Below are 23,315 nucleotides of genomic sequence, written 5' to 3' on the forward strand. Positions count from 1 at the left end.
AGATCTGTGCATAGACTCGATCTATGCCGTTGTCCCCCCGCGTCCCGGATCTGTCCGCGCTCGACCTGCTGCTCTCGGTGATCGAGCTGGGGAGTCTCGGGCGGGCGGCCAAAGCGCACGGGATCAGTCAGCCGTCGACCAGTTCGCGGATCCGCTACCTCGAGCAGCTGGTCGGCGTTCCGGTGTTGGAGCGGACCACGCTGGGTTCGCGGCCCACCGCGGCGGGGGCGCTGATCGCGGAATGGGCCCGGGACGTGGTGGACGCGGCCGCGCGCCTGGACGCCGGAATCGACAGCCTGCGTGCGCAGCGGGATTCGCGGTTGCGGGTCGCGGCCAGTCAGACCGTGGCGGAGTACCTGTTCCCGAAATGGCTGATGGCGCTGCGCACGCGGATGCCGGACACCTCCATCGCCCTGGAATCGGGCAATTCGACCGAGGTTGCCAAGGCGGTGCTCGACGGCCGGGCCGGGATCGGATTCGTCGAGAGCCCGCACCTGCCCCGCGAGCTGGAAAGCCATGTGGTGGCGCGAGATCGGCTGCTAGTGGTGGTCGCGCCCGGACACCCGTGGGCGCGGCGACCGGAGGTCGACGCCGCCGAGCTGGCCCGCACCCCGCTCATCTACCGCGAGCCCGGCTCGGGCACCCGCACTTCGTTCGAGCGCGCCATGACCGCCGGTGTTCCCCGGTGGCAGCCGGAGATCGCGCTGGAGTTGTCCTCCACCACCGCCATCAAGACCGCGGTCGCCGACGGCCTCGCGCCCGCGGTGCTCAGTTCGCTGGCGGTCGCGACCGAATTGGCCGAGGGCATTCTGGTTTCGCCCCGGGTGACCGGCCTGGATTTGGAGCGGCAGTTGCGAGCGGTGTGGCCCATCGGCCGGAAGCCGACCGGCCCGGCGAGTGACTTGTATGTCATTGCGAGCCGACCGATCTGAAGCATTCAGGGGAGTTTCCCTGTCACTTCGGGGAGTTTTGTCCGAAGTGTTGACAGAGTGACGCCGATCACCCTACTGTTCCGGCGCAGGCAAACCGAATTTCCGGATGGCCATGTCTGCCTGCACATTCAAACCTTCTTTACAATGGCTTCGCTGAATTCGCAGCGTGAAGACACAAGTGCGCCAACGGCTCCCGCGTGTGTTACCCAAGGGTTATGGTCACGGAATGGTGCGAACCGCCGCCGCTGCCGCAGACCCGGATGAGCCTGTCATCCCGGCTACTGCTTCGCGGCCAAAGCTAGAGGTTGTTCCCGAAACGCCCGACTCCGAAGCGCCACAGCCCCACTCCTTCGGCGCCCACGTCCTGAGCGCGGCCGATATCGAGCGACTCCCGTCCTCGGCCCGCCACCGCATCGCGGCTTTCATCCACCTGCAGGTGGCGACCCTGGAGGAGTGGCCCGAGCCGGTGCTGCCCCCGATCCCGGAGCTCGACGAGCTCTGACGGAAACCGGCCGGTCGCGGAGGGTCCGCGCCGGTCGCTGTACGGGCCGTTCGACGGCCTGTCCGGTTCGGCTATCCATGGCCCGACCGTGCCGTGTTCACCTATCGGACACCTTTCATACATTCAGGTGAACAACGGAAAACCTTGGCGCACAACGAGACATCTCGTTTGTGTAACGAGTCACTTATGGCAAATATGCATTGCCGCCATGCTGAGATCCGACTTAGAGTCTGCTTGTCAGTAACTGAACCTGCGATGAGTTCTATTTCCGCGGGCATACTCAATCGAGGGAAATCACATGCGCAAGAGCGGAATCGCGGCGATGACCGCATTGGTGGCCACGATCACGGCAATCACCGCAGGTACGGCAAATGCCCAGACCCAAACGGGTGATGTGGGCGCCATTCACTACACGGCGTCGGCCACCGACCGATCGGGGACCATTTCCACCGATGTCGGGTCGATGGATGTCGAAAACGGTGTCTTCAAGATCAAAGCAGCAAATGGCACGGTGGTAGCCGGAACCGAACTGACCTTCCGCGTGGACGATTTCGTGTTCCCGATCGCGGCCGAAATCCGGGACCGCACAGTCACTCTGACGCCGCAATTCGATCTGGGCCACGCGGCGTATCACCCGGTCGCGCTGCCGTTCGAGGACACCGCGCCGTGGAAGACCCCCTACGACCGCGAGCAGGCGGCGTGGAACCGCATGAAGGACACCATCTCCATGGGCGCCACCATCGGCACCCTGGTCGGCGGCATCGGTGGTGCGGCCGTGGGCTGCGCCCTGGGCGGCATCGCCGTCGGCGGCGGCGCCACGCTGGCCACCGGCATCATCGGCGGCCTGTTCAGCTTCCTCCCGGGCGCGGTCGTGGGCTGCCTCGCGGGCGCCGCGGCCATGGGCGCGCTCGGCGCGGTCGGCGGCCTGATCCTGGTGACCGCCCCGGTGGCCATCGCCGCCGCGATCCAGTACTTCACCACCATCAACCAGCCGTTCACCCCGGCTCCGGCCCCGGCGAAGTAGCCGGGGACCCGAGGTTTCGCAGGGTCGTGGCCGGTCAGCCGGTCACGACCCGGCGCCCTCGCCGATGCCCTCGCCCTTGCGAACCTGCCATGAGCTGAGTTCGCGTCCTCGCCACTCTCCGCGGACCAGGGGATTGTGCCCGTGCCGTCCTTTCTGCTGTTCCCGCCGGAATTCGCGGAAGTATTCGAACCGAATCCAGAGCAGACCCGAAACGATAAGCACCGCAGCGACAATCGCCCCGATTATGGTCCAGCCGTAGAACTTGGACGCGGCCGCCACGATCGTCATCCCGAGCGCCGCGATGCCGAGCAGGCACATAATCAGCGCCGGCCCTTCCCGCGGATCCTCGATAGCGTCGCCGGGATGCGGATGCCAGTGTTCGCCGTTGGCTTCGACCGCCGTCACCCTGACCATGTCCCTACCTCCCTCGAGCAGCGGAAATTCCTGTCTTCTCTCCAGAATGCACCTGCCGCCGGGGCTACGCGAGAGCAATTTCCGGAAAACCCGAACTCCGCGCGGGAGACAATAGTCAGCCCCCTTTTCCCGGAAAATGAAAGTGACGTCCGCACAGGGCATCCTGTGGCGGCTGGTCCGCATCCCGCTGATCCCGGTGGTTCTGTACCTCGTATTGCGTCCGGTCCATGGCGCTGATGGCTACCTCGCCCTCGCCGCGATCCCGATGGTGATGCGCGTGATCGCGCTGGTCATCGTCCCGGCCTACCTCGTCTACCGCCTGGTGGTCGCCGCGGTCATCCGCCTCCCGGGCGGTGGTCGGTAGGGGTCCGTGGGTGCTCTCCGTGGTCGGTTCCGTGGTCACCACGGATGTCCCCGGCCGGTCCGGAATTTAGCGTTGTAGCCATGACGAACACCGCTTCCGCCGCCGCTTCCACCACCCTCGACGTGACCCTCGAGGCCGCCGACCCCACCGCTGTCGCCGCCGCTTACGAGGCCGCTTTCGGTCTCGGCGACCAGCTCTCCTTCGCTCCTGTGTCGGCCTCCTCGGAGGGCTTCCGGGGCTTCATCATGTCGCTGGTCGTGGCCCAGCCCGGCAATGCCGACAGCCTCATCGCCAGCGCCCTCCAGCACGGTTTCACCGTGATCAAGCCCGCCAAGAAGAGCTTCTGGGGCTACGGCGGCGTGATCCAGGGCCCCGACGGCACCATCTGGAAGGTCACCACCTCCGAGAAGAAGGACACCGCCCCCGTCACCCGCGCGGTCGACAGCGTCGTCCTGCTCCTCGGCGTCGAGGACGTGAAGGCCAGCAAGCAGTTCTACGTCGACCGCGGCCTCACCGTCGCCAAGAGCTTCGGTGGCAAGTACGCCGAATTCGACCTCCCCGACTCCCCGATCAAGCTCGCCCTCTACCCCCGCAAAGCCGCCGCCAAGGAAGCCGGCGTCCCCGTCACCGGCTCCGGCTCCCACGGCCTCGTCGTCACCGGCCCTCTCGGCGCCTTCGCCGACCCGGACGGCTTCGCCTGGGCCGCCGCCTGACGCCCCGCGAATCGCTGTGCGGTGCTGGGGCTTTGCGGGTGTTGATTGAACTCGGGGGCGGCGGCGTCGACACTTGACTCTCGACTGTCGCTGGAGGTGAGGCTGGTGGGTTGGCGGAGAGCGCTCGGGCTGGTGAGCATCCTGACCGTGGGACTCGGAACCGCGGTCGCGGGGGTGGGAACCGCCGAGCAGCGCGGGTCCGGACCGCATAGCGAGGAATTTGCCAACCCAGTGGTCGCCGCGGGAGCCGACCCGAGCATGGCCTACTACCAGGGCCGGTTCTATCTGGTGCAGGGAGACTTCTACAACGACGACAATGTCGTCATCCGGGCGTCGGACACGCTCGGCGGGCTCGGGAAGAGTGAGCCGACGGTGGTGTGGGAGCACGGGGAGTGCCCGGGGGAGGCGTGCACGAAGATCTGGGCGCCGGAGTTGCAGCACATCGGGGATCGGTGGTGGATCTACTTCGCGGGGCAGGAGGACGACCGCAACGAGACGCATCGGATGTATGCGTTGCGGTCGGCCGCGGATGATCCGGCCGGGCCCTACGAATACCTCGGGAAGATGAATCTGCCTGGCGGATGGGCGATCGACGGAACCTACCTGCAGTATCAGAACGCCGGATACTACCTGTGGTCGTGTCTGCGTGACCCGGAAGACACACGGGTGCAGGACATTTGCGCGGTGCGTATGTCGGATCCGATGACGCCGGTCGGTGAGCGGGTGAGCATCGCGACGCCGACCGCGGAGTGGGAGACCGTGCCGAACGACGCCGATCTGAAGATCAACGAGGCGCCGGAGGCGCTGATCGCCCCCGACGGCCGGCTGTTCGTATCCTTCTCCGCCAACGCCAGTTTCGACGACACCTACCGGATCGGCCTGCTCGAACTGGCGAAGGGCGGCGATCCCATGAACCCGGCGGCCTGGACCAAATCCGGTGGCCCCCTCCTGCCGGGCAGCCCGGGAGCGATCGCGCCGGGCCACAACGGATTCCTCACCATCGATGGCCACCCGTGGATCACCTACCACGCCCGTCTGGAACCCGGCACCGGCTGGGAGGGCCGCAGCGTCCGCGTCCAGCCCATGAATTTCGGCCCCGACGGCCGCCCCCGCTTCGGCATGGCCTTCGGTCCCGACGCCCCGATCGTGATCGAGGGCCGGGACCCCGCCCAGCGCTAGCTGCCCGGAACGAGCGACGTGATCGGCCGGTAAGCCCAGTTCAGCATGCGTGAGGCGTCATCCTTGGCGGCCGCCCCGCTCCACGCCGAGCTGTGCAGCACCACGCCGATCATCGGAATCCCCGCTCGCACCGTCTCGAACAACAGACAAGCCCCGGCCGCATCGGTCGACCCGGTCTTGATCCCGATCGCGCCCGGGTAATCCTTCAGCAGCTGATTCGTGGTCTCCCACACGTGATCCCGATTCCCCGCCGCCGCGGGCACGTGATAGCTCCGCGTCCCCGCGACCTCCCGGAACACCGGGTGCCCCATGGCCCGCAGCCCGAGCGCGATCAGATCGGCCGGCGTCGAGAACGTCGAGCCGTCCTCGGGCACCGGCAACCCGCTCGGGTCGGCGAAATACGTTGCCCCCAACCCCATCTGCCGAGCCGTATCGTTCATCCTGCCGAGAAACACGTCCTGGCCCGGCCCATAAGCCTCGGCGAGCGTATACGCCGCATCGCAGCCCGACGGCAGCATCAGCGCATACAGCAACTGCCGCGTACTGAGCACCTCTCCCGCGCCCAGCCCCGCCGTACTCCCGTCGTTCCGCGAGCAATACGAAATCGCTTCGGCGGGAACGGTGACGGCCCGATCCAGACTGTTCGCATTGATCACCACCATCGCCGTCATCACCTTCGCGATACTGGCGATCGGCACCGGCGTATCGGCTTCCCGAGACCACAACAACGTCCCGGTGAACCCATCCGCCAGCGCGGCCCCCTGGGCCTGCACCCCATCCGGCTCACCACTCAGGAAAGGCAACTGAATCTGCGGTGCGGCAGCGGCGGGCATGGCCTGCACGCCCTGACCGGCGCCGACCACCACCGCTCCGACAACCACTGCTTGCAACACTCGGGCAAATGTCTGCATGGGCACACATTGTGCACGGCACCCCTATCGACCAGCGGTATTTCAGGGCCGGAGAGCGTGCCGCCGCAACCGTCAGAACAGCAGCGATTCCAGTTGCGCGGCATAGCTGCGAGCGGACTCGTCGAAACCGGTCATGGCGTCCAGGCGGCTGGTGGATCCCGCCAGGCAGAGCGCGGCCTCGGGGGTGCCGGATTCGCTGTGGATGGGGTAGGCGAAGCAGGTCAGACCCGGTAGCAGTTCGTCGACGGCGCGGGCGTGGCCGGTGGATCGGATGGCGGCGATGTCCGCGGCGAGGGCCGCCTGGGTGACTCGGGTGTTCGGGGTCAGGCGGATCGGGGCGGGAACCAGTGCGGGCCAATCGGTTCGGGCGGACAGCAGCAGTTTCCCCGCCGCGGAGGCGTGCAGGCATCTGGTCAGCTCGCGTTCGGCCGGGACCGGATGGTCCGGGTCCTGGTTGATCACCTGAACGGTGCTCACGCCGAAGCCGATCACGTTCACCGCGAAGCGGGTGGACGCGCGGAATTCGGCGAGGCACTGGCGTGCGGCCCGGGTGACGGTCGGCGTGTTCAATGCGGTCGCCAGGCCGCGCAGCCGTGCACCGAGACCGAAGCCGCGCAGATCGGCCGTCCGGATCAGGTATTCGTCGGCGACCAGAGAATTGAGCAGACGATACGCCGTCGCGGGCGGGAGACCGAGGCGTTGCGCGATTTCCTTGGCGGTGATTCCCACCCCGCATTCCGCCACGATCTCGATAATCGCGATGGTATTGGTGACCGACGTGCCGCGTGTGCTCATGGGCTACCGGAACAATGAGGTCAGCAACAGGTCGTCGCGTTGCGGTTCATCGAATATCCCGACACCCCGCAGCCGGTCCGGCGCGAATCGGCGCAGCGCGCCGGCGAAGGCGATGCCCGCCGCCATGACCGCGACGTACACCGCCACCACCGCGACATTGCCCGGCTGCCCCGAGAACGCGGCGGTGACCATCAACAGCCCGATCATCGTCGCGGCGGTGCCGCCGAGTATCGCCAGCGCCCGGCTCGGTTCCCCGATGCGGCGCAGCAGTATTGGACCGGCCAGGCAGGCCGGGAGATAGGACCCCAGGTAACCGAAGGCGCTGAGCGTGAGGAACGAACGGATGGCGTCCTGCGGCGCCACGCCTGCCCACAGCACCGCGATCGCGCACCCGGTCACCACGGTCATGGCCGCGGCGATGGCCGCGGCCGGAGTGTGGAAACGCCGATGCGCGCGCCCGGCCACCCGCGGCGCGATGCCCTCCCGGCCCATCGTGAACAGCACCCGCACCAGGGCGTTGATCGAGGCCACGGTGCAGGCGAAGAACGAGGCGGCGACGCCGAGATCCAGGGCGACCGCGAGCAGCCGCGAATCATGGTGCAGGAGTAGATCGGACAAGGGGGTGCCGCTGCTCGCCGTGGGATCCGCCGACAGCGCCACCGCCTCGGCGCTCACGGCGAGCAGGTAGATGACGCCCGCCGCCAGCGGGGTCCACAGCACGGTTCTCGGCACCGAGCGGAACGGGCGGAAGGACTCGGCGGACAGGGTGGTCGCGCTCTCGAAGCCGACGAACGCGCTGATCGCCACCACCGCGCTCATGGCGAGGTCACCGGTGTCGCCGTGCCAGGACATGGCCCGGACCGGATCGACGCCGTGGCGCTCGGCGACGAGCAGGTAGCCCAGGGCCGTCAGAATCGCCACCACGGAAACACATTCGATGAGCAGGGTGGCGACCGCCGACGGCCGGATGCCGCGGGTCATCAGCACCGTCGCGGCTCCCGCCGCCCCGATCGACAGCAGCATCGTCACCGTGACCGGGACATCGATCCCGGCGAGCATCGCGACGCGACCGAGATAGGTGCCGACCGCGACCAATCCCGCGACACTCACCGCGGCGTACCCGACGATCGCGGACCAGCCGACCGGGATCGCCCTGGCCGGTCCCAAACTCTTGGCCGCGTAGGTGTACAGCCCGCCGGTGACCGCGATCCGCTGCGCCATCGGCCGCACCACGAGAGCCACGCACCAGGTCAGCAGTGCCGCGCCGAGGAAGGCGAGCACGCTCGGCCCGCCGCCGACCGCGGCGATCACGAACGGCGGTGTGACCGCGGCCGTCCCAGCGGGCGCGATGGCCGCCACCGACTGCGCGAACACCGGGACGAAGGCGAGCCGCCGACGCCGGAGTCCGCTGATCGACGACCGTTCGACCACCAGCGGTGGCGTCGGCGTGGGTACGGTCACACGGAAACAGCCTTTCTTCTGCCGCCGCGGACCGGGCCTCGTCCGCGAAAGAGCCTCAGCGTAGCCAGGTGCTTGTAGCACGGCTGTTACGTTCAGTTACTTCCGCATTTCCGCGCGTGAGAAAATTCTCCGCCGGAATTCTCATCGCCGGTTATCCGGGAACGGCGCTGCCGTAACAGAACCCGATTAGCGTCTGCCGCCATTGGAATTCAACGGCTTCCGAGCCGGGCGTGAGAGGACGTTTCCCGCGATGACTTACCGTCAGCAGATCGGCGGACGGACCTACGTGTTCGGGAGCCTGATCGACGTTCTGGCGAAGGCCGGTCCGGCCCGATCCGGAGACGAATTGGCCGGGTGCGCGGCCGAATCGGATGCCGAGCGCGCCGCCGCGAAATGGGTGCTCGCCGATATTCCGCTGCCGGTGTTCCTGAACGAGCCGGTGGTGCCCTATGAAACCGACGAGGTCACCCGGCTCATCATCGATACGCACGATCGAGCCGCCTTCGCTCCCATCGCGCACATGACAGTCGGTGCGTTCCGGGATTGGCTGCTCACCGAAGTGGCTTCGGGGACAGCCGAGTTCACGATCCCCGCCCTCGCGCGCGGCATCACTCCGGAGATGGCGGCGGCGGTGTCGAAGCTGATGCGCAACCAGGACCTGATCACGGTCGCCCGGGTGTTGTCGCCGCAGGCGGCGTTCCGCACCACCATCGGCGCGCCGGGCCGGTTGGCGACCCGGCTACAGCCGAACCATCCCACCGACGATCCGCGCGGCATCGCGGCGGGCATCCTCGACGGATTGCTGCTCGGCTGCGGCGACGCGGTGGTCGGCATCAACCCCGCCTCCGACGATCCGGTCGCGATCGCCCGGCTGCTGCATCTGCTCGACGACGTCCGGCTGCGCTTCGACATCCCGATGCAGTCCTGTGTGCTCACCCACGCGACGACGACGCTGGAGCTGATCCAGCAGGGGGTACCGGTCGATCTGGTGTTCCAGTCCATCGCCGGCACGCAGGCGGCCAACACCGGTTTCGGGATCACCCTGGACCTGCTGGCGGAAACCGCCGCGGCGGCAGGCGAATCGGGTCGCGGCACGGTCGGGCACAACGTCATGTATTTCGAGACCGGCCAGGGCGCGGCATTGTCGGCGGACGCGCATCGGGGCGTGGGCGGGCAACCGGTCGATCAGCAGACCCTGGAGGCCCGGGCCTACGGCGTGGCGCGGGCCTTCGATCCACTCCTGGTCAACACCGTCGTCGGATTCATCGGTCCGGAATACCTCTACAACGGCAAGCAGATCACCCGCGCGGGCCTGGAGGACAACTTCTGCGGCAAGCTGCTCGGCCTGCCGATGGGGGTCGACGTCTGCTACACCAACCACGCCGAGGCCGACGGCGACGACATGGACCTGCTCGCGACCGCCCTGGCGGTGGCCGGGACCGCGTTCATGATCACCGTCCCAGGCTCCGACGACACCATGCTCGGCTATCAGAGCCTGTCCTTCCATGACGCGCTGTACCTGCGCCGCGTCTGCGGGCTGCGACCCGCACCCGAATTCGAGGCGTGGCTGCGGCGGATGGACATGGCCGACGACCACGGCCGCGTGCTGCCCGCGGGTCCGGCCGGATCTCCCTTGCGCGCGCTGGCGGCGAACCGATGACCCACCGGCCCATCGACGCGACGCGATCCGCGCAGCCCGGCGACGGTATCGATCCCTGGGATCGGATGCGGGCACACACCTTGGCCCGTATCGGGCTGCGCCGGGCCGGTGACACCCTTGCCACCCCGGAAGTGCTGGCGCTCAACGCATCCCACGCACTCGCCCGGGACGCGGTGCGGACGCCGCTGGATGTGGCTGCCGTGCGCACCGCCCTGACCGAGCTGGAGCTGGGCGCCCCTGTTCACGTGACCAGCGCGGCGGCGGATCGCGACCAATACCTGCGTCGCCCCGATCTGGGGCGGATGCCGTCCGGCCCGCTCGAATTCGGTTCCTCCGGAGCGGATCTGGCGCTGGTGGTGTGTGACGGACTGTCGGCTACCGCGGTCACCGACCATGCCGCGGGGTTGTGTGCCGCGCTGTCCGAGGCGTTCGCACCGGACTATTCCCTGGCGCCGCCGGTGATCGCCACGCAGGCCCGGGTGGCGCTGGGCGACCATATCGGCCGAACCCTCGGTGTGCGAGCGGTATTGGTGGTGATCGGGGAGCGGCCCGGCCTGTCGGTCACCGACAGCCTGGGCATCTATCTGACCTACGCGCCGCAGCCCGGCCGCGCCGACTCCGAGCGCAACTGCGTCTCCAATATCCGCCCGCCGCACGGCCTGGGCTACACCGACGCCGCCACCGTGGCCCGCGACCTGATCGACCAGATGTTCCACGCCGGTCGCTCCGGCGTCTCGATCAAGCCCCGAGCCTCCTCCACTCCGCTGCCGAGTCGGCCACCCGGCATTCCATCCGAAAGTGAAAGTGCTTAGCAGAGAGAGTATTTCGATGACGCAGCAGATAACCCGCGCAGCCGTGGACGGCGCGCCGACCGGGTCGGAGACCACCGTCCACCGGCTCAAGCCCAACGCCATCGGACTGCTCGGCGTGGTGTTCATGGCCATCGCCACCGCCGCGCCGATCACCGCCATGACCGGCAACGTGCCGTTCATGATCTCCGCCGGCACCGGCAAGGGGACGCCCGCGGCCTTCCTGATCGCCATGGTCGTGCTGGCCGTGTTCTCGGTGGGCTTCACCACCATGAGCAAGCACATCACCGCCACCGGCGCGTTCTACGGCTTCATCTCCTATGGCCTGGGCCGCACGATCGGACTGGCCTCGGGCTTGCTGGCGGCGTTCGCCTACATGGTGTTCGAGCCGTCGCTGATCGGAATCTTCGCCAGCTTCGGCACCAATACCGTGCTCGCGCAGTTCGATACGCACATCCCGTGGTGGGTGTTCGCGATCGCGATGCTGGCGATCAACGCGGTCGGCACCTGGTTCGGCGTCGCGGTGGCCGAAAAACTGCTGGTGGTCCTGCTTTTCACCGAGATCACCGTGCTCGCGGTGATGGCGATCTCGGTAGCGATCCACGGCGGCGGGCCGCACGGATTCTCGCCGGCGCCGCTCAACCCGGTCAACGCGTTCACCGGACCCTCGGCCGGGCTGGGGCTGTTCTTCGCGTTCTGGTCGTGGGTCGGGTTCGAGTCGACCGCCATGTACGGCGAGGAGTCCAAGAACCCCAAGAAGATCATCCCCAAGGCCACCATGATCGCCGTGCTCGGCGTCGGCGTGTTCTACGTGCTGGTGTCGTGGATGGCGATGTCCGGCAACGGCATCGGCGAATCGATGGATCTGGCCGGCTCGGCCAACCCGATGGATGTGTTCTTCAATCCGACCAGCACCTATGTCGGCCACTGGGCGGTCACCGCGATGCAATGGCTGATGATGACCGGTTCCCTGGCCTGCGGCATGGCCTTCCACAACTGCGCCGCCCGCTACCTCTACGCCCTGGGCCGCGAAGGCGTCCTGCCGGTGCTGCAGCGCACCCTCGGCCGCACCCACCCCAAGCACGGTTCGCCGCACATCGCCGGTCTGGTCCAGACGATCATCGCCGGACTGCTGATCGCGGGCTTCGGCATCGCCGGCAAGGACCCCTACACCGGCACCTACACCCTGCTCGCGATTCTGGGCACCATGGCGATCCTGGTCGTGCAGTCGCTGTGCTCGTTCGCCGTGCTGGTCTACTTCCGCAACCATCACCCCGAGACCAGGCACTGGTTCAAAACCCTGGTCGCGCCGCTGACCGGTGGCCTGGCGATGCTGGGAGTGGTGATGCTGCTCGTGGTCAATATGGGCACCGCGGCCGGCGCGGAATCCGGATCGCTGGTGCTGAAGGCGACGCCGTGGCTGGTCGGGCTGGTCGGTGCGGCCGGTATCGGCTACGCCCTGTACCTGAAGCTGCGTGATCCCGCCCGCTACGCGCTGCTCGGCAGGACCGTGCTGGAAGAAGCCCACGAACGCTGAAGACGCCCAGCCGATTACGGAGAGCACAAGCATGAAGACACGATCACTCGTGGGGCTGATCGCGGCCGCCGGCGCCCTGCTGTCGCTGACGGCCTGCGGCTCCGGCTCCGATGGGGCTGCCGCGACCACGTGCAAGCAGTTGGATGCCGGGCAGGCGTGGTACGGCGCCAACAGAGACACCCTGGCGACCTTCATCGCCACCACCGGAAGCTGCGGCAAACAGGTTGACTCGAAGCCGCTCGCCTTGTTCGACTGGGACAACACGCTGGTCAAGAATGATGCCGGTGAGGCCACGTTCTATTGGCTGCTGTCCCACGACAAGGTGCTACAGCCAACCGACTGGTCGTCCACCAGCCCGTACCTGACTCCGGCCGCCAGTGCCGCACTGCGCGCCGCCTGCGGCGCCGCGGCGTCGGGAAGCCCGCTGCCCACCTCCACCAACGCCTCGTGCGCCGACGAGATCCTGGCCATCGGCGACGGCGGCAAGACGAAAGGCGGGGCCCCAGCGTTCGACGGCTACGACCACCGCCGACTGGAACCGGCCTACGCCTGGCAGGTCCAGCTGCTGGCCGGGCACACTCCCGCGGAACTGACCGACTACGCCACCCAGGCTCGAGCCCAGAACCTCGCCGCCCCTGAAGGCGCCGAACAGACCATCGGCACCACCAAGGTCGACGGCTGGGTCCGCTACTACAGCCAGCAGCGGGATCTGGTTACAACCTTGCAGGCCAATGGATTCGACGTCCGTATCATCACGGCCTCGCCCGAGCCGGTGATCAAGGTCTGGTCACCTGAACTGGGTGTGCCGCCCGACAAGGTGATCGGCATGGTCCCCCTCACTGACAACGGCACCTACACCGGCCACATCGCGGGCTGCGGCGGCCTCGGTCCGGACCAGGTCATCACTTATATGGAAGGCAAACGCTGCGCGATCAACGAACGCATCTTCGGCATCACCGGACCGACCGCCTTCGACCAACAGCTACCCGACAAACGCCCAGCTCTGGCCGCCGGCGACTCCGACACCGACGTGGTCTTCGTCAGCGACGCCACGGCCCTCCACCTGGTCGTCAACCGCAACAAAACCGAACTCATGTGCCAGGCGTACGCCAACACCGACGGCACATGGCTGATCAACCCGATGTTCATCAACCCCAAGAAACGCAAGGACCAGCCCTACCCTTGCGCCACAACGGGTTTCACCACCGCCACCGGCGACCACAAACCGCTCACCCAGCCCAACGGCGCCGTCATCGCGGACCAACAGGACACCGTCTACTGACCAAGGAGCCCGCCGCCCCCGGAGGATCCTCCAAACCGACATGGCGGTACTCGACGTTCTGTTGGACCCCGCCCCGATTGATCGCATAGGCACAGGGGAGGACAGTCGAAGACGCCGTTGCACACCACCCCGGATTGCGATCATGTCACCAGCACCCGAACGTCGCTCCTATCGCACCCGCTACACCTCCGTAGGTAGAGGGCAGGCCGCATGGCGAATCGTCGGCAACAGCATCGAGATCCTGGCGCTGACCGTGACGAGTGCCGTGCGGCCCCCGGACACCGTCGCCTTCGACAACGACGGCTGTCACGATTTGTGCTGGGCGCGTGAACGATTCGGCAAGTTCGCCGACCTGTGGGACGCGATACGGAGCGAATACTGGCAGCTTCTGTTTCGCTCCGACCCGCATTTCACGTAGTGGTCGAGCGTCCACAGTGGCGGTCTCGACGCCGTGCGGTGGACCCGCTACCGTTGAGCTACATCTGAATGGAAGTCAAGGAGTTCCGTACCCGCGCAGTTCGACCGCGCTGTGAAAGGAGCAACGATGACGACCTATTCCCACACTGTCGCCTTGACGGCGGACTTCGCGTTCAACGAGCGAATCCCGGAGGTCCGCCGACAGGAGATCCGGAACTCGATCAGCGGTCTGATCACCCAGCAGATCGATGCGAACACCCGCCGTCGCGAGCTCGCCGCCGAGGACCGCGCCCTGGCCACCGCCTTACAGGAGCCGTACCTCGACCAGTTGCGAAACAGTCCGCGCGGAGCTGACGCCCTGAGGCTCGCCACCGAACGCAGCCGGACCAGAACCGTCGACGTCCGTGACCTGCCGCGGGAAGCCGCGGAGAATCCGTCGCGGCACGTGCCGGCGGGAGCGCTCGACTACCCGTTCCCCCCGACTCGCGACTTCGAAGGACCGCCGACGCGGATCTTCGGGGTCCCCTACGACTTCCACTGGTTCTGGCATGACCTGAACGGGAGCCCGGCGTTCAACCGGATCGTCGATGACGCGAACGGCCGTGCCGCACTCGACGCTCGGGTGGGCAACGCCTCGGGCGCGACCGGCACGCTCGTCAACGCCCACGCCGGCTACGGCGTGAGCCTGCGCTCGGATCGCCGCGTCAACTGCATGGCGCGCTCGTATCGGTCGACACAGGACTTCGGGGCGGCCGCCGCGGGCTTCGACGCCGACGCCACCGTCGAGGCCGGCTGCGAGATGACGGTCATGCAGGCCGGCAACCTGGTCGCCATCGCGACCGACAAACGTTTCCGTGGCCGAGTCAGCGGATCGATCGGCCATCCCACCGAGAACTACGGGTACGACAGCGGCGGCTTCGGCCCCGGCGCGGTCATCGAGGTGCTCTGGACCATGGAAGCCAACACCGATTACGAACTCAACGTCGGCGGATGGGTTTACGCCGAGTCCCACAACGGCATCGGCGGAGCCGGCGCCCAATCCCAGATCGACGCGAAGATCATCTTCATGAGCCTGTGGCAACAATGACCCACAATCGGCCGCCGCCCCGATCGACACGCTGCAAACGGCCGATGCCCACACGGGCACCGGCCGTTGGTGCCGCGACCGCAGGTTGCTGGGGTGTTTGACCCCCGCCCAGCTCGGGTATTGGTGGTACTGCCAGCGTTGTCGCTGGTCAGTCACCCTTGTGCGCCCCCGGCAGGAATCGAACCTGCGACCTAGGGAGTAGAAGTTCTTACCCTGGAAACTCTGTTCTGACCAGCATGAACGCAGCACGCAGGAGAGTGAAACCGCAAAATCCCTAGGTGAACCGGCTTTAGCCCACGGATCTTGAAGAATCATGATCACCCCTGGGGATCATTCCGGTCCGGGGCTCAGTGAGTTCTCAATGTTCAAACCATCCAGTTCCACTTCTTCCTGGTCGCCTCGGTTCGTGTTCAGGATCTCGAGGTTGGCCATCGCATCCGGGTGACCGGCGTTGGCAGCTCGGCGGAGCCAGGTTTCCGCTTCCTCCCAATCAGCTCGATTTGCGAGCAGAACCCCGAGGTTGGCCATCGCGGTCGGATGCTCGGCGTTGGCGGCTTGGCGGTACCAGGTTTCTGCTTCCTCCAGATCACCTCGGTCGGCGAGCATGTTCCCGAGGTTGTTCATCGCCCATTGATTTCCGGCGTTGGCGGCTCGGCGGTACCAGGTTTCCGCTTCCTCCCAATCATCTCGCTCGGCGAGTAATGACCCGAGGTTGTACATCGCGAGTGGGGTTCCGGCGTTGGCGGCTTGGCGGTACCAGGTTTCTGCTTCCTCCAGATCACCTCGGTCGGCGAGCATGTTCCCCAGGTTGTACATCGCAGTCGGATTCTCGGCGTTGGCGGCTCGCCGGTACCAAGTTTCCGCTTCCTCCGGATCACCTCGGTCGGCGAGCAGTCTCCCGAGGCTGGACATCGCTGAGGGCTCGGCGGCGTTGGCGGCTTGCCGATACCAGGGTTCCGCGTCCTCTGCATCGCCCCGCTTTTCTAGCATGTCCCCGAGGTTGTCCATCGCATACACATGTCCGGCGTTGGCGGCTCGGCGGTACCAGGACTCTGCCTCCACCACGTCATCCCGACGGGCGAGCAAGACAGCGAGATTGAACATCGCATCGAGATTCCCGGTACCGGCGGCTTGGCGGTACCAGGTTTCTGCTTCCTCCAGATCACCTCGGTCGGCGAGCAGAAGCGCGAGGTTGTAGATCGCAAGCACCTGTCCGGCGTTGGCGGCTCGGCGGTACCAGGTTTCCGCTTCCTCCCAATCGTCTCGATCGGCAAGCAGAGCCGCAAGGTTGAACATCGCTGTTGGGTGGGCGAGGTTGGCGGCTTGGCGGTACCAGGACTCGGCCTCCTCCGCATCGCCCCGATCGTCGAGGATGAAACCGAGGTTGGACATCGCGGCGGGTTGGCCGGCGTTGGCGGCTTGGCGGTACCAGGACTCGGCCTCCTCCGCATCGCCCCGGTCGGCGAGGAGACGCGCAAGGTTGAACATCGCTCCGGGGTGGCCGAGGTTGGTGGCTTGGCGGTACCAGGGCTCAGCCTCCTCCGCATCGCCCCGGTCGGCGAGGAGGAGCCCGAGGTCGGACATCGCTTCGGGTTGGCCGGCGTTGGCGGCTTGGCGGTACCAGGTTTCTGCTTCCTCCAGGTCACCTCGGTCGGCGAGCAGACGGGCAAGGTTAAACATCGAGTCGGGATGCTCGGTTCTGGTGGCTTGGCGGTACCAAGACTCCGCCCCTTCCTTGTCACCCCGCTGGGCGAGAAGGATCCCGAGGTTGGACATCGCGTCGGGGTGCCCGGCGTTGGCGGCTTGGCGGTACCAGGACTCGGCCTCCTCCACATCACCCTGATGAACGAGGACGCTCCCGACGTTAGACATCGCAAGCAGGCTCCCTGCGTCAGCGGCCCGCCGGAAAAGTGCCAATGCGACGGTCGCACTGCCACGGACGAAGGCGGTAAGTCCGATATCGTTCAGAACTTCCACCTCGATATCACGGGTTGCCGTGTGCCAGAACGTCTCTGGGATCGGGCGCGGTGTGCGGTGATCTTGGCCGTCGTCGGCCGCGACAAGGTAGTCGAATGGGCGGTAACCACGGGTCTGGTCATCGAGGTAGCGGGTTTGTAGTGCAGCTGACCGTCCGGCACCTATCGGAGGAGTGCGAGCAGCCATAATGGCGGTCCGGGCGTTCTCGTCGCCGATATCGAGTTCAGGTCGTTGTGCCCGTAACTGACGTAGTGCGAGGTCGAGCAGGGTGTGCTCGGGAACTGGGTCTGTACGCCCGATCCGCGCCCAATCGATAGTGACTTGGATCACCATGTGCTGCAAAGCGTCCGCCTCAGCGGCGTCGTCGTAGCGTTGCAGCAACTCCGGTGCACCAGCCAGAACCTCACCCAGGCCGTAGTCATCGAGGTTCTGATCGGGATACACGCGAGCAGCTGCGGCACGCTCGTCGGGATCGTCGCTAGTGGAGGTCAAGTCGATAATCTGGGCTTGTTCCAACACGAGCCGAATATCGCGCTGAAGCTCTCCATGTGCACGCAATTGAGCCCGCATTTCCGAACGCAATGTTGCCGCCACAATGGTACGGCCGGGACGGGCAGTCAAGTGTGCCAGCACATTGAGGGTGAGCCCACCCGTAGCAGTCAGATAGTCGTGCAAATCATCGAGCCACAACACGATCGTGTCGTCGGTGCCCGCGATGCGGGGGTGGGCGGCGAGCTCACCGATCCCATCCAATGCTGGCCACAGCAGTTTCGCTGTCGAATGCTGATTGCGGATCGCCTCGAACAGGGTGCGGGTCTTGCCCGCTTTAGAAGGACCGACCACGATCACCATAAGCGTGTCGGCCAAAGCATCCGCCAACCGCGCATCGACCTGGTTGCGGGTGCGCGGCACATACCGATCGCTCTGGCCGTAGTCATGAGCGTTACCGAACGCCGAACTCGTCACCCCCAACCGGTACGGGTTGAGCTGATCAACCGTCGGCAGATCCAGGTCACCGAAACACCGGACCAACTCGCGCAACGACCGCCGCGAACGTTCATCAGCGGTGGTAACAGTGAGATTTCCGTAAATTAGGTTCCCGGTGAAAGTGTTGTTGCCGCCGCTGCGCGGCACGGGCGACGCGGTGCTACCGGGACTCAGGACCGCGTATGGGAGGGGCCCGGCGGCTCCGAAAACCCCGACCGCACCCCGGCAATATGTGCGTCACCCTGAATGGTGCTGTTCGTCACTCGCACACCGTCACCAGCAGACGCAACATCGGAGATCGACAACGTGGCGGCGGTCAAGCCCTTCACATCGACACCAATCACTGCCTGCGGGTCATGCCGTTGTATCGCTTCCAACACCGCCACAGCCGCGGCCGCCAGCTCAGAATCGCCACCGACACCGGCGTCTTCGAGGTCCTCGGCCAACGACTGCTTCTTCGCATCTGAGTTCGGTCGTCGCTCCACGCCCGATACATCTACACCGCTGTACTTCCGAGATAGCAGGCTCTTCAGCCCCGAGTACGCATCTTTGATCGCTTGGCTCGCGGTATCGGTCAGCCCGGTCAGTGCCCCCGCAGCAATCGCCGAAAGCACCACTGCCGTCACGGGATCCATTATGCAACCCTCCCTGCTCACCCTCAGTAAATGTTAACGCCGTCCGGGCGGCCATCGCCGTGGTTTGGCCTGCAAGAGCCGTGTCCGCCATAGGTAGATGGCCTATCTGTCGGTAGCACCCGATGGCTGTCGCCTGTTCAAGACACGATGTGGGCCCAGCTCCCGAACTGTCCGGCCGGAAAGTCCTTCAAGTTGACGAAGTCACCGGACTCGTCCAGCACGCCTGATGCAGCGGCTCGTGTGCCGTGGTTGTAGAAGAACATGGCGATGCCACTCCTTACGCTTGGCTGCCGACCCTGGCCAGGGTCGGGTACTCCTCTACGGTGTGCCCGTTTGCCCCAACAAACACGAGTACCTCCCTACTCGACTGTTGGGCGAAGAAGTAGCGGAGTTGGTAGGGGCGGAGATGGCCGATACCTTGGCGCGGTCACGTTGCCGTCGTCATGCGCTGAGACACCCTCGACTGGTGAGCCCGGCATTGCCACGGTTGCAGTAATTGAGAGCTTGCCTATGTCCTCGTCGACGTCGAGAAGGTCAGTCGGTCTGACCAGTTCGGACCGAACAGTCGTGCGAAGCGCACGTCAGCTTGTCCTCGGGGCAAGGCTTGTGGTTGGGGGCTGCGGGTGCGGGATCGGGTGGCCGAGCGTCACCCGTTTCGGGACACTCCGCTTGGCAGGATTCCAAGCTGTTTGAGTGTCATCCGGTATGGGTATGAGTGAACCTGGCACTGTTTGTGCAGGTCACTCACTGGATGCGCCCCCGGCAGGAATCGAACCTGCGACCTAGGGATTAGAAGGCCCTTGCTCTATCCAACTGAGCTACGGAGGCAGTGCGGGCATCGGCGGTGATGCGGGCTCCAAACACCTTGACCCAAATCGATCTCGGTGTCCAGCGGGTTGAGTATAGCGAGCGTCCAGGTTAGTAATGGTTCCTCGCTTAGCAACTGTTCGGCGCGTCGGGGCGGTAGTGCGGACCGGAGGACCGGAAACCCCAGGGGAGTCTGGATGGGCGCTCCGAACTACGCTGGGCGTATGTCGTCAGTGCAGGACCCGCCCGCAGGATCGGATGTTTCGGCGAATCGGTCGGGTTCGGGGGTGACGTTCGCTGCGGTCACGGCACTGGGTGGGGCGGCGGCCGCGTTGGTGGCGGCGCTGGTCGTGGCATTGTCGGCGGCGCATGCCCTGACCTTGCTGGGGATTCCTGATCCTGGTCCGCTGACCACGTACGGGCTGCCCGCGGTGCGGGCGGTGGCGGATCTGTCGGCGGCGCTGACCATCGGGTCGTTGCTGTTCGCGGCGTTCTTCGTGCCGCCGCAGGAGAGCGGAGTGCTCGACGTCGGGGGGTATCGGGCGCTGCGGCGGGCCGGGAACGCGGCGCTGGCGTGGGCCGGATCGGCGGCGCTGCTGGTGCCGCTGACGCTGTCGGACACCACCGGGCAACCGCTGCTGAAGTCGATGCGGCCCGAGCAGGTGTGGCGGGCCGCCGATCAGGTCGAGGTCGCGGGGTCGTGGCGGTTCACCGTGTTCATGGTGCTGGTGCTGGCCGTCGCGTGCCGGGTGGCACTGCGCTGGGGCTGGACGCCGGTGCTGCTGTTGCTGTCGGTGCTCTCGCTGCTGCCGGTGGCGCTGACCGGGCATTCGTCCTCGGGCGGCGCGCACGACCTGGCCACCAACAGCCTCATCCTGCACCTGCTCTCGGCCTGCTTCTGGGTGGGCGGATTGTTCGCGGTGCTGGCCTACGCGCTGCGCGACGGCAAATACACGGCACTGGCCGTGCGCCGGTTCTCGATCGTGGCGACCGTCTCGTTCGTGGTGATCGCGATCAGCGGTGTGATCAACGCCCTGGTCCGGCTGCCCGTGTCGGAACTGCTCGGGACCACCTACGGCAAGCTCGTGCTCGCCAAGACCGCGGCGCTGATCCTGCTCGGCGTCATGGGCTACCTGCAGCGCCGCAACGCGATCCCGGATCTGGAGAAGGACCCGCAGGATCGCGGCGCGCTCATCCGCCTCGCCGGTGTCGAGGCGCTGATCTTCGCGGCCACCGTCGGCCTCGCCGTCGGCCTGGGCCGCACCCCGCCGCCGGACCAGCGGACCGTGCCGACCCCGACCGAGGTCGAGATCGGCTACAACCTGGCCGGGCCGCCGACCGTGGCGCGGCTGCTGTTCGACTGGCGCTTCGACCTGATCTTCGGCACCCTCGCCCTGGTCATGGCCGGGCTGTACCTGCGCGGCGTGCTGCGGCTGCGCAAGCGCGGTGACGACTGGCCGATCGGCCGGACCATCGCCTGGCTCGCGGGCTGCCTGACGCTGCTGCTGGCCACCAGTTCGGGAGTGGGCCGGTACGCGCCGGCCATGTTCAGCGTGCACATGGCCCAGCACATGATGCTGTCGATGCTGGCCCCGATCCTGTTCGCGCTGGGCGGCCCGGTGCTGCTGGCGCTCCGCGCGATCCAACCAGCCGGTCGGAATCAGCCGCCCGGGGTGCGCGAATGGATCCTGGCGGCCGTGCACAACCCGGTGTCGCGCTTCCTGACCCAGCCGGTCGTCGCCTCGGTGCTGTTCGTCGGCGGCTTCTACGCCCTCTACCTGGGCGGCATCTTCGACAAGTACGTCGGCACGCACGGCGCCCACATTCTGATGAATGTGCACTTCCTGCTCAGCGGATACCTCTTCTACTGGGTGGTCATCGGCATCGATCCCAAGCCGCGCCCGGTGGAGCCGCTCACCAAGCTGGGCATGGTCTTCGGCTCGCTGCCGTTCCACGCCTTCTTCGGCATCGCGCTGATGAGCATGAACACCGTGATGGGCGGCTGGTTCTACCGCGGCCTGGGCCTGTCCTGGAACAAGGACCTGCTCGGCGATCAGCACACCGGCGGCAGCCTCGCCTGGGCCAGCGGTGAGGTGCCGCTGGTCGTGGTGATGCTGGCGCTGCTCATCCAGTGGTCGCGCAGCGACCAACGGCTGGCGAACCGGCTCGACCGCAAGGCCGAGCGTGACGACGACGCGGACCTGACCGCGCACAACGCCATGTTCGCCGAGCTCGCTCGGCGCGACAGAGAGGTGCGCAAGTGAAGGATGTCGCCATGGCGACCCGGAAAGTGAAGCGGCTCTACCGATCCGACGTGCGCCAGGCCCGCCGCCTGCTGCGCGGGCACACCCGCAAGACGCCCGTCTTCCACACCGAGATCCTGGGCCCGCACGGCCCGGTCCCGGTCACGCTCAAACTGGAGCATCTCCAGCACGGCGGCACCTTCAAGGTGCGCGGCTGCCTGAACGCGCTGTTGCAGGCGCGCGGCGACCAGACCCAGGTGGTGCTGGCCTCGGCCGGCAATGCCGGGATCGCGGCGGCCCTGGCCAGCGCGGTGCGCGGAATGTCGTGCACGGTGGTGGTTCCGGAGTCGGCCTCGCACACCAAGGTGGCGGCCATGTGGTCGCACGGGGCCGAAGTGCTGTGGCACGGAACCACTTACGCCGAGGCGCACAAGTACGCCCGCCAGCTCGCCGCCGAACGCGGCGCCATGCCGTTGCACGCCTACGACCTGCCCGAGATCGTGGCCGGGGCGGGCGTGGTCGGGCTGGAGATCGAGGAGCAGGTGCGCGGCAGGCCAACGGTGCTGGCCGCGGTCGGCGGTGGTGGCCTGGTGGCCGGGGTGGCGGTGTCGCTCGGGCTGCGCGGCCGGGTGGTGGGGGTCGAGCCGGTGGGTGCGCCGACCCTGCACGCGGCGCTGGCGGCCGGGCACCCGGTGGACGTCGACGTGTCCAGCGTGACCTCGGATTCCTTGGGCGCGAACCGGATCGGTGAGATCGCCATGGAGGTGGCGCAGCGCTACGCGGTGCGATCGGCGCTGGTCAGCGATGACGCGATCGTGATGGCCCGGGAGTACCTGTGGCGCGAGTTCCGGATCGTGGTGGAGCCCGCGGGCGCGACCGCGGTGGCCGCGATCCAGGCCGGGGCGTACGTACCGGGTCCGGGGGAGCGGCCGGTAATCGTCTTGTGCGGGGCCAACACCGACCTGGCGACCCTGTAGCCCATCGCGACAGTTGTCCCCACCCCGCGAGTTGTCCACACTCGCCGAGGCGGGGTCTGCCCCCGTGCACGCCCCCCGGCGAAGCTGGAAGCCGGACCGAACGCAGGGCTCGCGGCGACGGGCTCGAATCGACAAGGGGGAGCGCGATGTACGAGGCGAATACCGCGGTGATCGGCCGGGTCGTCACCCAACCGGTGCTGCGCGCGCTGCAGAACGGCGATCAGCTGCTGAGCTTCCGCATGGCCAGTACCGCCCGCCGCTACGATCAGGCCGCCGGGGACTGGGTGGACGGTGGCACGTTGTACCTCACCGTAAGCTGTTGGCGACGGGGGATCATCGAGGGAGTCGAAGCGTCGCTGCAGCGAGGTGACCCGGTCATCGCGTACGGGCAGCTGCGCTCGAACGAGTACACCACCCGAGACGGCGCCGAGCGCACCGACCTCGAGATGCGGGCCCTGGCAGTGGGTCCCGACCTGGGTCGTTGCACCGCCCCGGTGGTGCGCAAAACCTTCGGTCGACCCGACCGGACCGACCCCGTGGAACGGCCGTCCGCCGATCCGGACACTGCCGGAGAACCCGCTACTACACACAGTTAGGCTTGC

General features: G+C 66.9%; 22 protein-coding genes and 1 tRNA gene. 15 read left to right on the plus strand and 8 right to left on the minus strand.

The features are described 5' to 3' along the window. The first annotated feature begins 23 nt into the window (after positions 1 to 23). The 3 genes from ACFRAQ_RS18465 (at position 24) to ACFRAQ_RS18475 (ending at position 2,458) form a co-directional block, all read left to right on the plus strand. Complete coding sequence (locus tag ACFRAQ_RS18465) at positions 24 to 932, plus strand: LysR family transcriptional regulator (RefSeq protein WP_379101079.1); 909 nt, start codon at positions 24 to 26, stop codon at positions 930 to 932. A gap of 226 nt (positions 933 to 1,158) precedes the next feature. Further along, positions 1,159 to 1,434 carry a hypothetical protein gene (locus ACFRAQ_RS18470; RefSeq protein WP_379101081.1) on the plus strand — a complete coding sequence of 92 codons (276 nt, stop codon included), beginning with the start codon at positions 1,159 to 1,161 and terminating at the stop codon, positions 1,432 to 1,434. A 298-nt stretch (positions 1,435 to 1,732) separates the two neighbouring features. Further along, positions 1,733 to 2,458: a hypothetical protein gene (locus ACFRAQ_RS18475; RefSeq protein WP_379101083.1), complete on the plus strand. Its 726-nt coding sequence runs from the start codon at positions 1,733 to 1,735 to the stop codon at positions 2,456 to 2,458. A gap of 42 nt (positions 2,459 to 2,500) precedes the next feature. Here ACFRAQ_RS18475 and ACFRAQ_RS18480 read toward each other — a convergent pair whose 3' ends face one another. After that, complete coding sequence (locus tag ACFRAQ_RS18480) at positions 2,501 to 2,872, minus strand: hypothetical protein (RefSeq protein ID WP_379101085.1); 372 nt, start codon at positions 2,870 to 2,872, stop codon at positions 2,501 to 2,503. A 142-nt stretch (positions 2,873 to 3,014) separates the two neighbouring features. Between ACFRAQ_RS18480 and ACFRAQ_RS18485 the strand changes: the two genes are divergently transcribed. From ACFRAQ_RS18485 to ACFRAQ_RS18495, 3 genes are all read left to right on the plus strand, one after another. Continuing rightward, complete coding sequence (locus ACFRAQ_RS18485) at positions 3,015 to 3,236, plus strand: hypothetical protein (RefSeq protein ID WP_379101087.1); 222 nt, start codon at positions 3,015 to 3,017, stop codon at positions 3,234 to 3,236. Positions 3,237 to 3,316: 80 nt separating this feature from the next. Next, positions 3,317 to 3,949 (plus strand): glyoxalase, encoded by a 633-nt coding sequence (locus ACFRAQ_RS18490; RefSeq protein WP_379101089.1) that lies wholly within the window; start codon positions 3,317 to 3,319, stop codon positions 3,947 to 3,949. 105 nt (positions 3,950 to 4,054) lie between these two features. Beyond that, positions 4,055 to 5,128: a family 43 glycosylhydrolase gene (locus ACFRAQ_RS18495; RefSeq protein ID WP_379101091.1), complete on the plus strand. Its 1,074-nt coding sequence runs from the start codon at positions 4,055 to 4,057 to the stop codon at positions 5,126 to 5,128. On the opposite strand, the gene ACFRAQ_RS18500 is transcribed toward ACFRAQ_RS18495, so the two are convergent. The 3 genes from ACFRAQ_RS18500 to ACFRAQ_RS18510 all read right to left on the minus strand — a co-directional run bounded on the left by ACFRAQ_RS18500 (position 5,125) and on the right by ACFRAQ_RS18510 (position 8,295). Then, positions 5,125 to 6,039 (minus strand): D-alanyl-D-alanine carboxypeptidase family protein, encoded by a 915-nt coding sequence (locus ACFRAQ_RS18500; RefSeq protein ID WP_379101093.1) that lies wholly within the window; start codon positions 6,037 to 6,039, stop codon positions 5,125 to 5,127. The two genes, ACFRAQ_RS18495 and ACFRAQ_RS18500, sit on opposite strands and share 4 nt — an antisense overlap. Positions 6,040 to 6,111: 72 nt before the next feature. Next, positions 6,112 to 6,834: an IclR family transcriptional regulator gene (locus tag ACFRAQ_RS18505; protein ID WP_379101095.1), complete on the minus strand. Its 723-nt coding sequence runs from the start codon at positions 6,832 to 6,834 to the stop codon at positions 6,112 to 6,114. A gap of 3 nt (positions 6,835 to 6,837) precedes the next feature. Then, on the minus strand, positions 6,838 to 8,295 hold the full coding sequence (locus tag ACFRAQ_RS18510; RefSeq protein ID WP_379101097.1) for an APC family permease: 1,458 nt from the start codon (positions 8,293 to 8,295) through the stop codon (positions 6,838 to 6,840). Between the two features lie 250 nt (positions 8,296 to 8,545). On the opposite strand from ACFRAQ_RS18510, the gene ACFRAQ_RS18515 reads away from it, so the two are divergent. The 6 genes from ACFRAQ_RS18515 to ACFRAQ_RS18540 all read left to right on the plus strand — a co-directional run bounded on the left by ACFRAQ_RS18515 (position 8,546) and on the right by ACFRAQ_RS18540 (position 15,087). Continuing rightward, positions 8,546 to 9,955, plus strand: a complete 1,410-nt coding sequence (locus tag ACFRAQ_RS18515; RefSeq protein ID WP_379101099.1) for an ethanolamine ammonia-lyase subunit EutB — start codon at positions 8,546 to 8,548, stop codon at positions 9,953 to 9,955. Then, positions 9,952 to 10,767: an ethanolamine ammonia-lyase subunit EutC gene (gene eutC / locus ACFRAQ_RS18520; protein WP_379101101.1), complete on the plus strand. Its 816-nt coding sequence runs from the start codon at positions 9,952 to 9,954 to the stop codon at positions 10,765 to 10,767. The genes ACFRAQ_RS18515 and eutC overlap by 4 nt, the downstream gene beginning before the upstream one ends. Positions 10,768 to 10,783: 16 nt before the next feature. Beyond that, positions 10,784 to 12,301: an APC family permease gene (locus ACFRAQ_RS18525; protein WP_379101103.1), complete on the plus strand. Its 1,518-nt coding sequence runs from the start codon at positions 10,784 to 10,786 to the stop codon at positions 12,299 to 12,301. 31 nt (positions 12,302 to 12,332) lie between these two features. Further along, on the plus strand, positions 12,333 to 13,583 hold the full coding sequence (locus tag ACFRAQ_RS18530; RefSeq protein ID WP_379101105.1) for an HAD family hydrolase: 1,251 nt from the start codon (positions 12,333 to 12,335) through the stop codon (positions 13,581 to 13,583). Between the two features lie 142 nt (positions 13,584 to 13,725). After that, on the plus strand, positions 13,726 to 14,001 hold the full coding sequence (locus ACFRAQ_RS18535; protein WP_379101107.1) for a hypothetical protein: 276 nt from the start codon (positions 13,726 to 13,728) through the stop codon (positions 13,999 to 14,001). 126 nt (positions 14,002 to 14,127) lie between these two features. Further along, on the plus strand, positions 14,128 to 15,087 hold the full coding sequence (locus ACFRAQ_RS18540) for a hypothetical protein (protein WP_379101109.1): 960 nt from the start codon (positions 14,128 to 14,130) through the stop codon (positions 15,085 to 15,087). Between the two features lie 330 nt (positions 15,088 to 15,417). On the opposite strand, the gene ACFRAQ_RS18545 is transcribed toward ACFRAQ_RS18540, so the two are convergent. From ACFRAQ_RS18545 to ACFRAQ_RS18560, 4 genes are all read right to left on the minus strand, one after another. Beyond that, positions 15,418 to 18,198 (minus strand): tetratricopeptide repeat protein, encoded by a 2,781-nt coding sequence (locus tag ACFRAQ_RS18545; RefSeq protein WP_379101111.1) that lies wholly within the window; start codon positions 18,196 to 18,198, stop codon positions 15,418 to 15,420. Between the two features lie 23 nt (positions 18,199 to 18,221). Further along, on the minus strand, positions 18,222 to 18,677 hold the full coding sequence (locus ACFRAQ_RS18550) for a hypothetical protein (protein ID WP_379101113.1): 456 nt from the start codon (positions 18,675 to 18,677) through the stop codon (positions 18,222 to 18,224). Between the two features lie 146 nt (positions 18,678 to 18,823). Beyond that, entirely contained in the window at positions 18,824 to 18,949 is a 126-nt protein-coding gene (locus ACFRAQ_RS18555; protein WP_379101115.1) for a hypothetical protein, read from the minus strand. Positions 18,950 to 19,440: 491 nt separating this feature from the next. Then, positions 19,441 to 19,514, minus strand: a tRNA-Arg gene (locus tag ACFRAQ_RS18560). A gap of 203 nt (positions 19,515 to 19,717) precedes the next feature. Here ACFRAQ_RS18560 and ACFRAQ_RS18565 point away from each other — a divergent pair. The 3 genes from ACFRAQ_RS18565 (at position 19,718) to ACFRAQ_RS18575 (ending at position 23,309) form a co-directional block, all read left to right on the plus strand. Then, a complete protein-coding gene (locus tag ACFRAQ_RS18565; RefSeq protein ID WP_379101117.1) occupies positions 19,718 to 21,757 on the plus strand; it encodes a cytochrome c oxidase assembly protein in 2,040 nt (679 codons plus the stop codon). Positions 21,758 to 21,768: 11 nt separating this feature from the next. Continuing rightward, positions 21,769 to 22,713 (plus strand): threonine/serine dehydratase, encoded by a 945-nt coding sequence (locus ACFRAQ_RS18570; RefSeq protein WP_379101118.1) that lies wholly within the window; start codon positions 21,769 to 21,771, stop codon positions 22,711 to 22,713. A gap of 146 nt (positions 22,714 to 22,859) precedes the next feature. Then, complete coding sequence (locus ACFRAQ_RS18575; protein ID WP_357279940.1) at positions 22,860 to 23,309, plus strand: single-stranded DNA-binding protein; 450 nt, start codon at positions 22,860 to 22,862, stop codon at positions 23,307 to 23,309. Positions 23,310 to 23,315 lie beyond the last annotated feature (6 nt).

The sequence above is a fragment of the Nocardia sp. NPDC056611 genome, assembly GCF_042792755.1.
Taxonomy (GTDB): Bacteria; Actinomycetota; Actinomycetes; order Mycobacteriales; family Mycobacteriaceae; genus Nocardia.

Bases quoted from the DNA above. Each gene is read 5' to 3' on its own strand.
- ACFRAQ_RS18465 (WP_379101079.1), top strand. From the start codon at position 24: ATGCCGTTGTCCCCCCGCGTCCCGGATCTGTCCGCGCTCGACCTGCTG.
- ACFRAQ_RS18470 (WP_379101081.1), top strand. From the start codon at position 1,159: ATGGTGCGAACCGCCGCCGCTGCCGCAGACCCGGATGAGCCTGTCATC.
- ACFRAQ_RS18475 (WP_379101083.1), top strand. From the start codon at position 1,733: ATGCGCAAGAGCGGAATCGCGGCGATGACCGCATTGGTGGCCACGATC.
- ACFRAQ_RS18480 (WP_379101085.1), bottom strand. From the start codon at position 2,872: ATGGTCAGGGTGACGGCGGTCGAAGCCAACGGCGAACACTGGCATCCG.
- ACFRAQ_RS18490 (WP_379101089.1), top strand. From the start codon at position 3,317: ATGACGAACACCGCTTCCGCCGCCGCTTCCACCACCCTCGACGTGACC.
- ACFRAQ_RS18500 (WP_379101093.1), bottom strand. From the start codon at position 6,039: ATGCAGACATTTGCCCGAGTGTTGCAAGCAGTGGTTGTCGGAGCGGTG.
- ACFRAQ_RS18505 (WP_379101095.1), bottom strand. From the start codon at position 6,834: ATGAGCACACGCGGCACGTCGGTCACCAATACCATCGCGATTATCGAG.
- ACFRAQ_RS18515 (WP_379101099.1), top strand. From the start codon at position 8,546: ATGACTTACCGTCAGCAGATCGGCGGACGGACCTACGTGTTCGGGAGC.
- eutC (WP_379101101.1), top strand. From the start codon at position 9,952: ATGACCCACCGGCCCATCGACGCGACGCGATCCGCGCAGCCCGGCGAC.
- ACFRAQ_RS18525 (WP_379101103.1), top strand. From the start codon at position 10,784: ATGACGCAGCAGATAACCCGCGCAGCCGTGGACGGCGCGCCGACCGGG.
- ACFRAQ_RS18530 (WP_379101105.1), top strand. From the start codon at position 12,333: ATGAAGACACGATCACTCGTGGGGCTGATCGCGGCCGCCGGCGCCCTG.
- ACFRAQ_RS18535 (WP_379101107.1), top strand. From the start codon at position 13,726: ATGTCACCAGCACCCGAACGTCGCTCCTATCGCACCCGCTACACCTCC.
- ACFRAQ_RS18540 (WP_379101109.1), top strand. From the start codon at position 14,128: ATGACGACCTATTCCCACACTGTCGCCTTGACGGCGGACTTCGCGTTC.
- ACFRAQ_RS18555 (WP_379101115.1), bottom strand. From the start codon at position 18,949: ATGTTCTTCTACAACCACGGCACACGAGCCGCTGCATCAGGCGTGCTG.
- ACFRAQ_RS18565 (WP_379101117.1), top strand. From the start codon at position 19,718: ATGTCGTCAGTGCAGGACCCGCCCGCAGGATCGGATGTTTCGGCGAAT.
- ACFRAQ_RS18570 (WP_379101118.1), top strand. From the start codon at position 21,769: ATGGCGACCCGGAAAGTGAAGCGGCTCTACCGATCCGACGTGCGCCAG.
- ACFRAQ_RS18575 (WP_357279940.1), top strand. From the start codon at position 22,860: ATGTACGAGGCGAATACCGCGGTGATCGGCCGGGTCGTCACCCAACCG.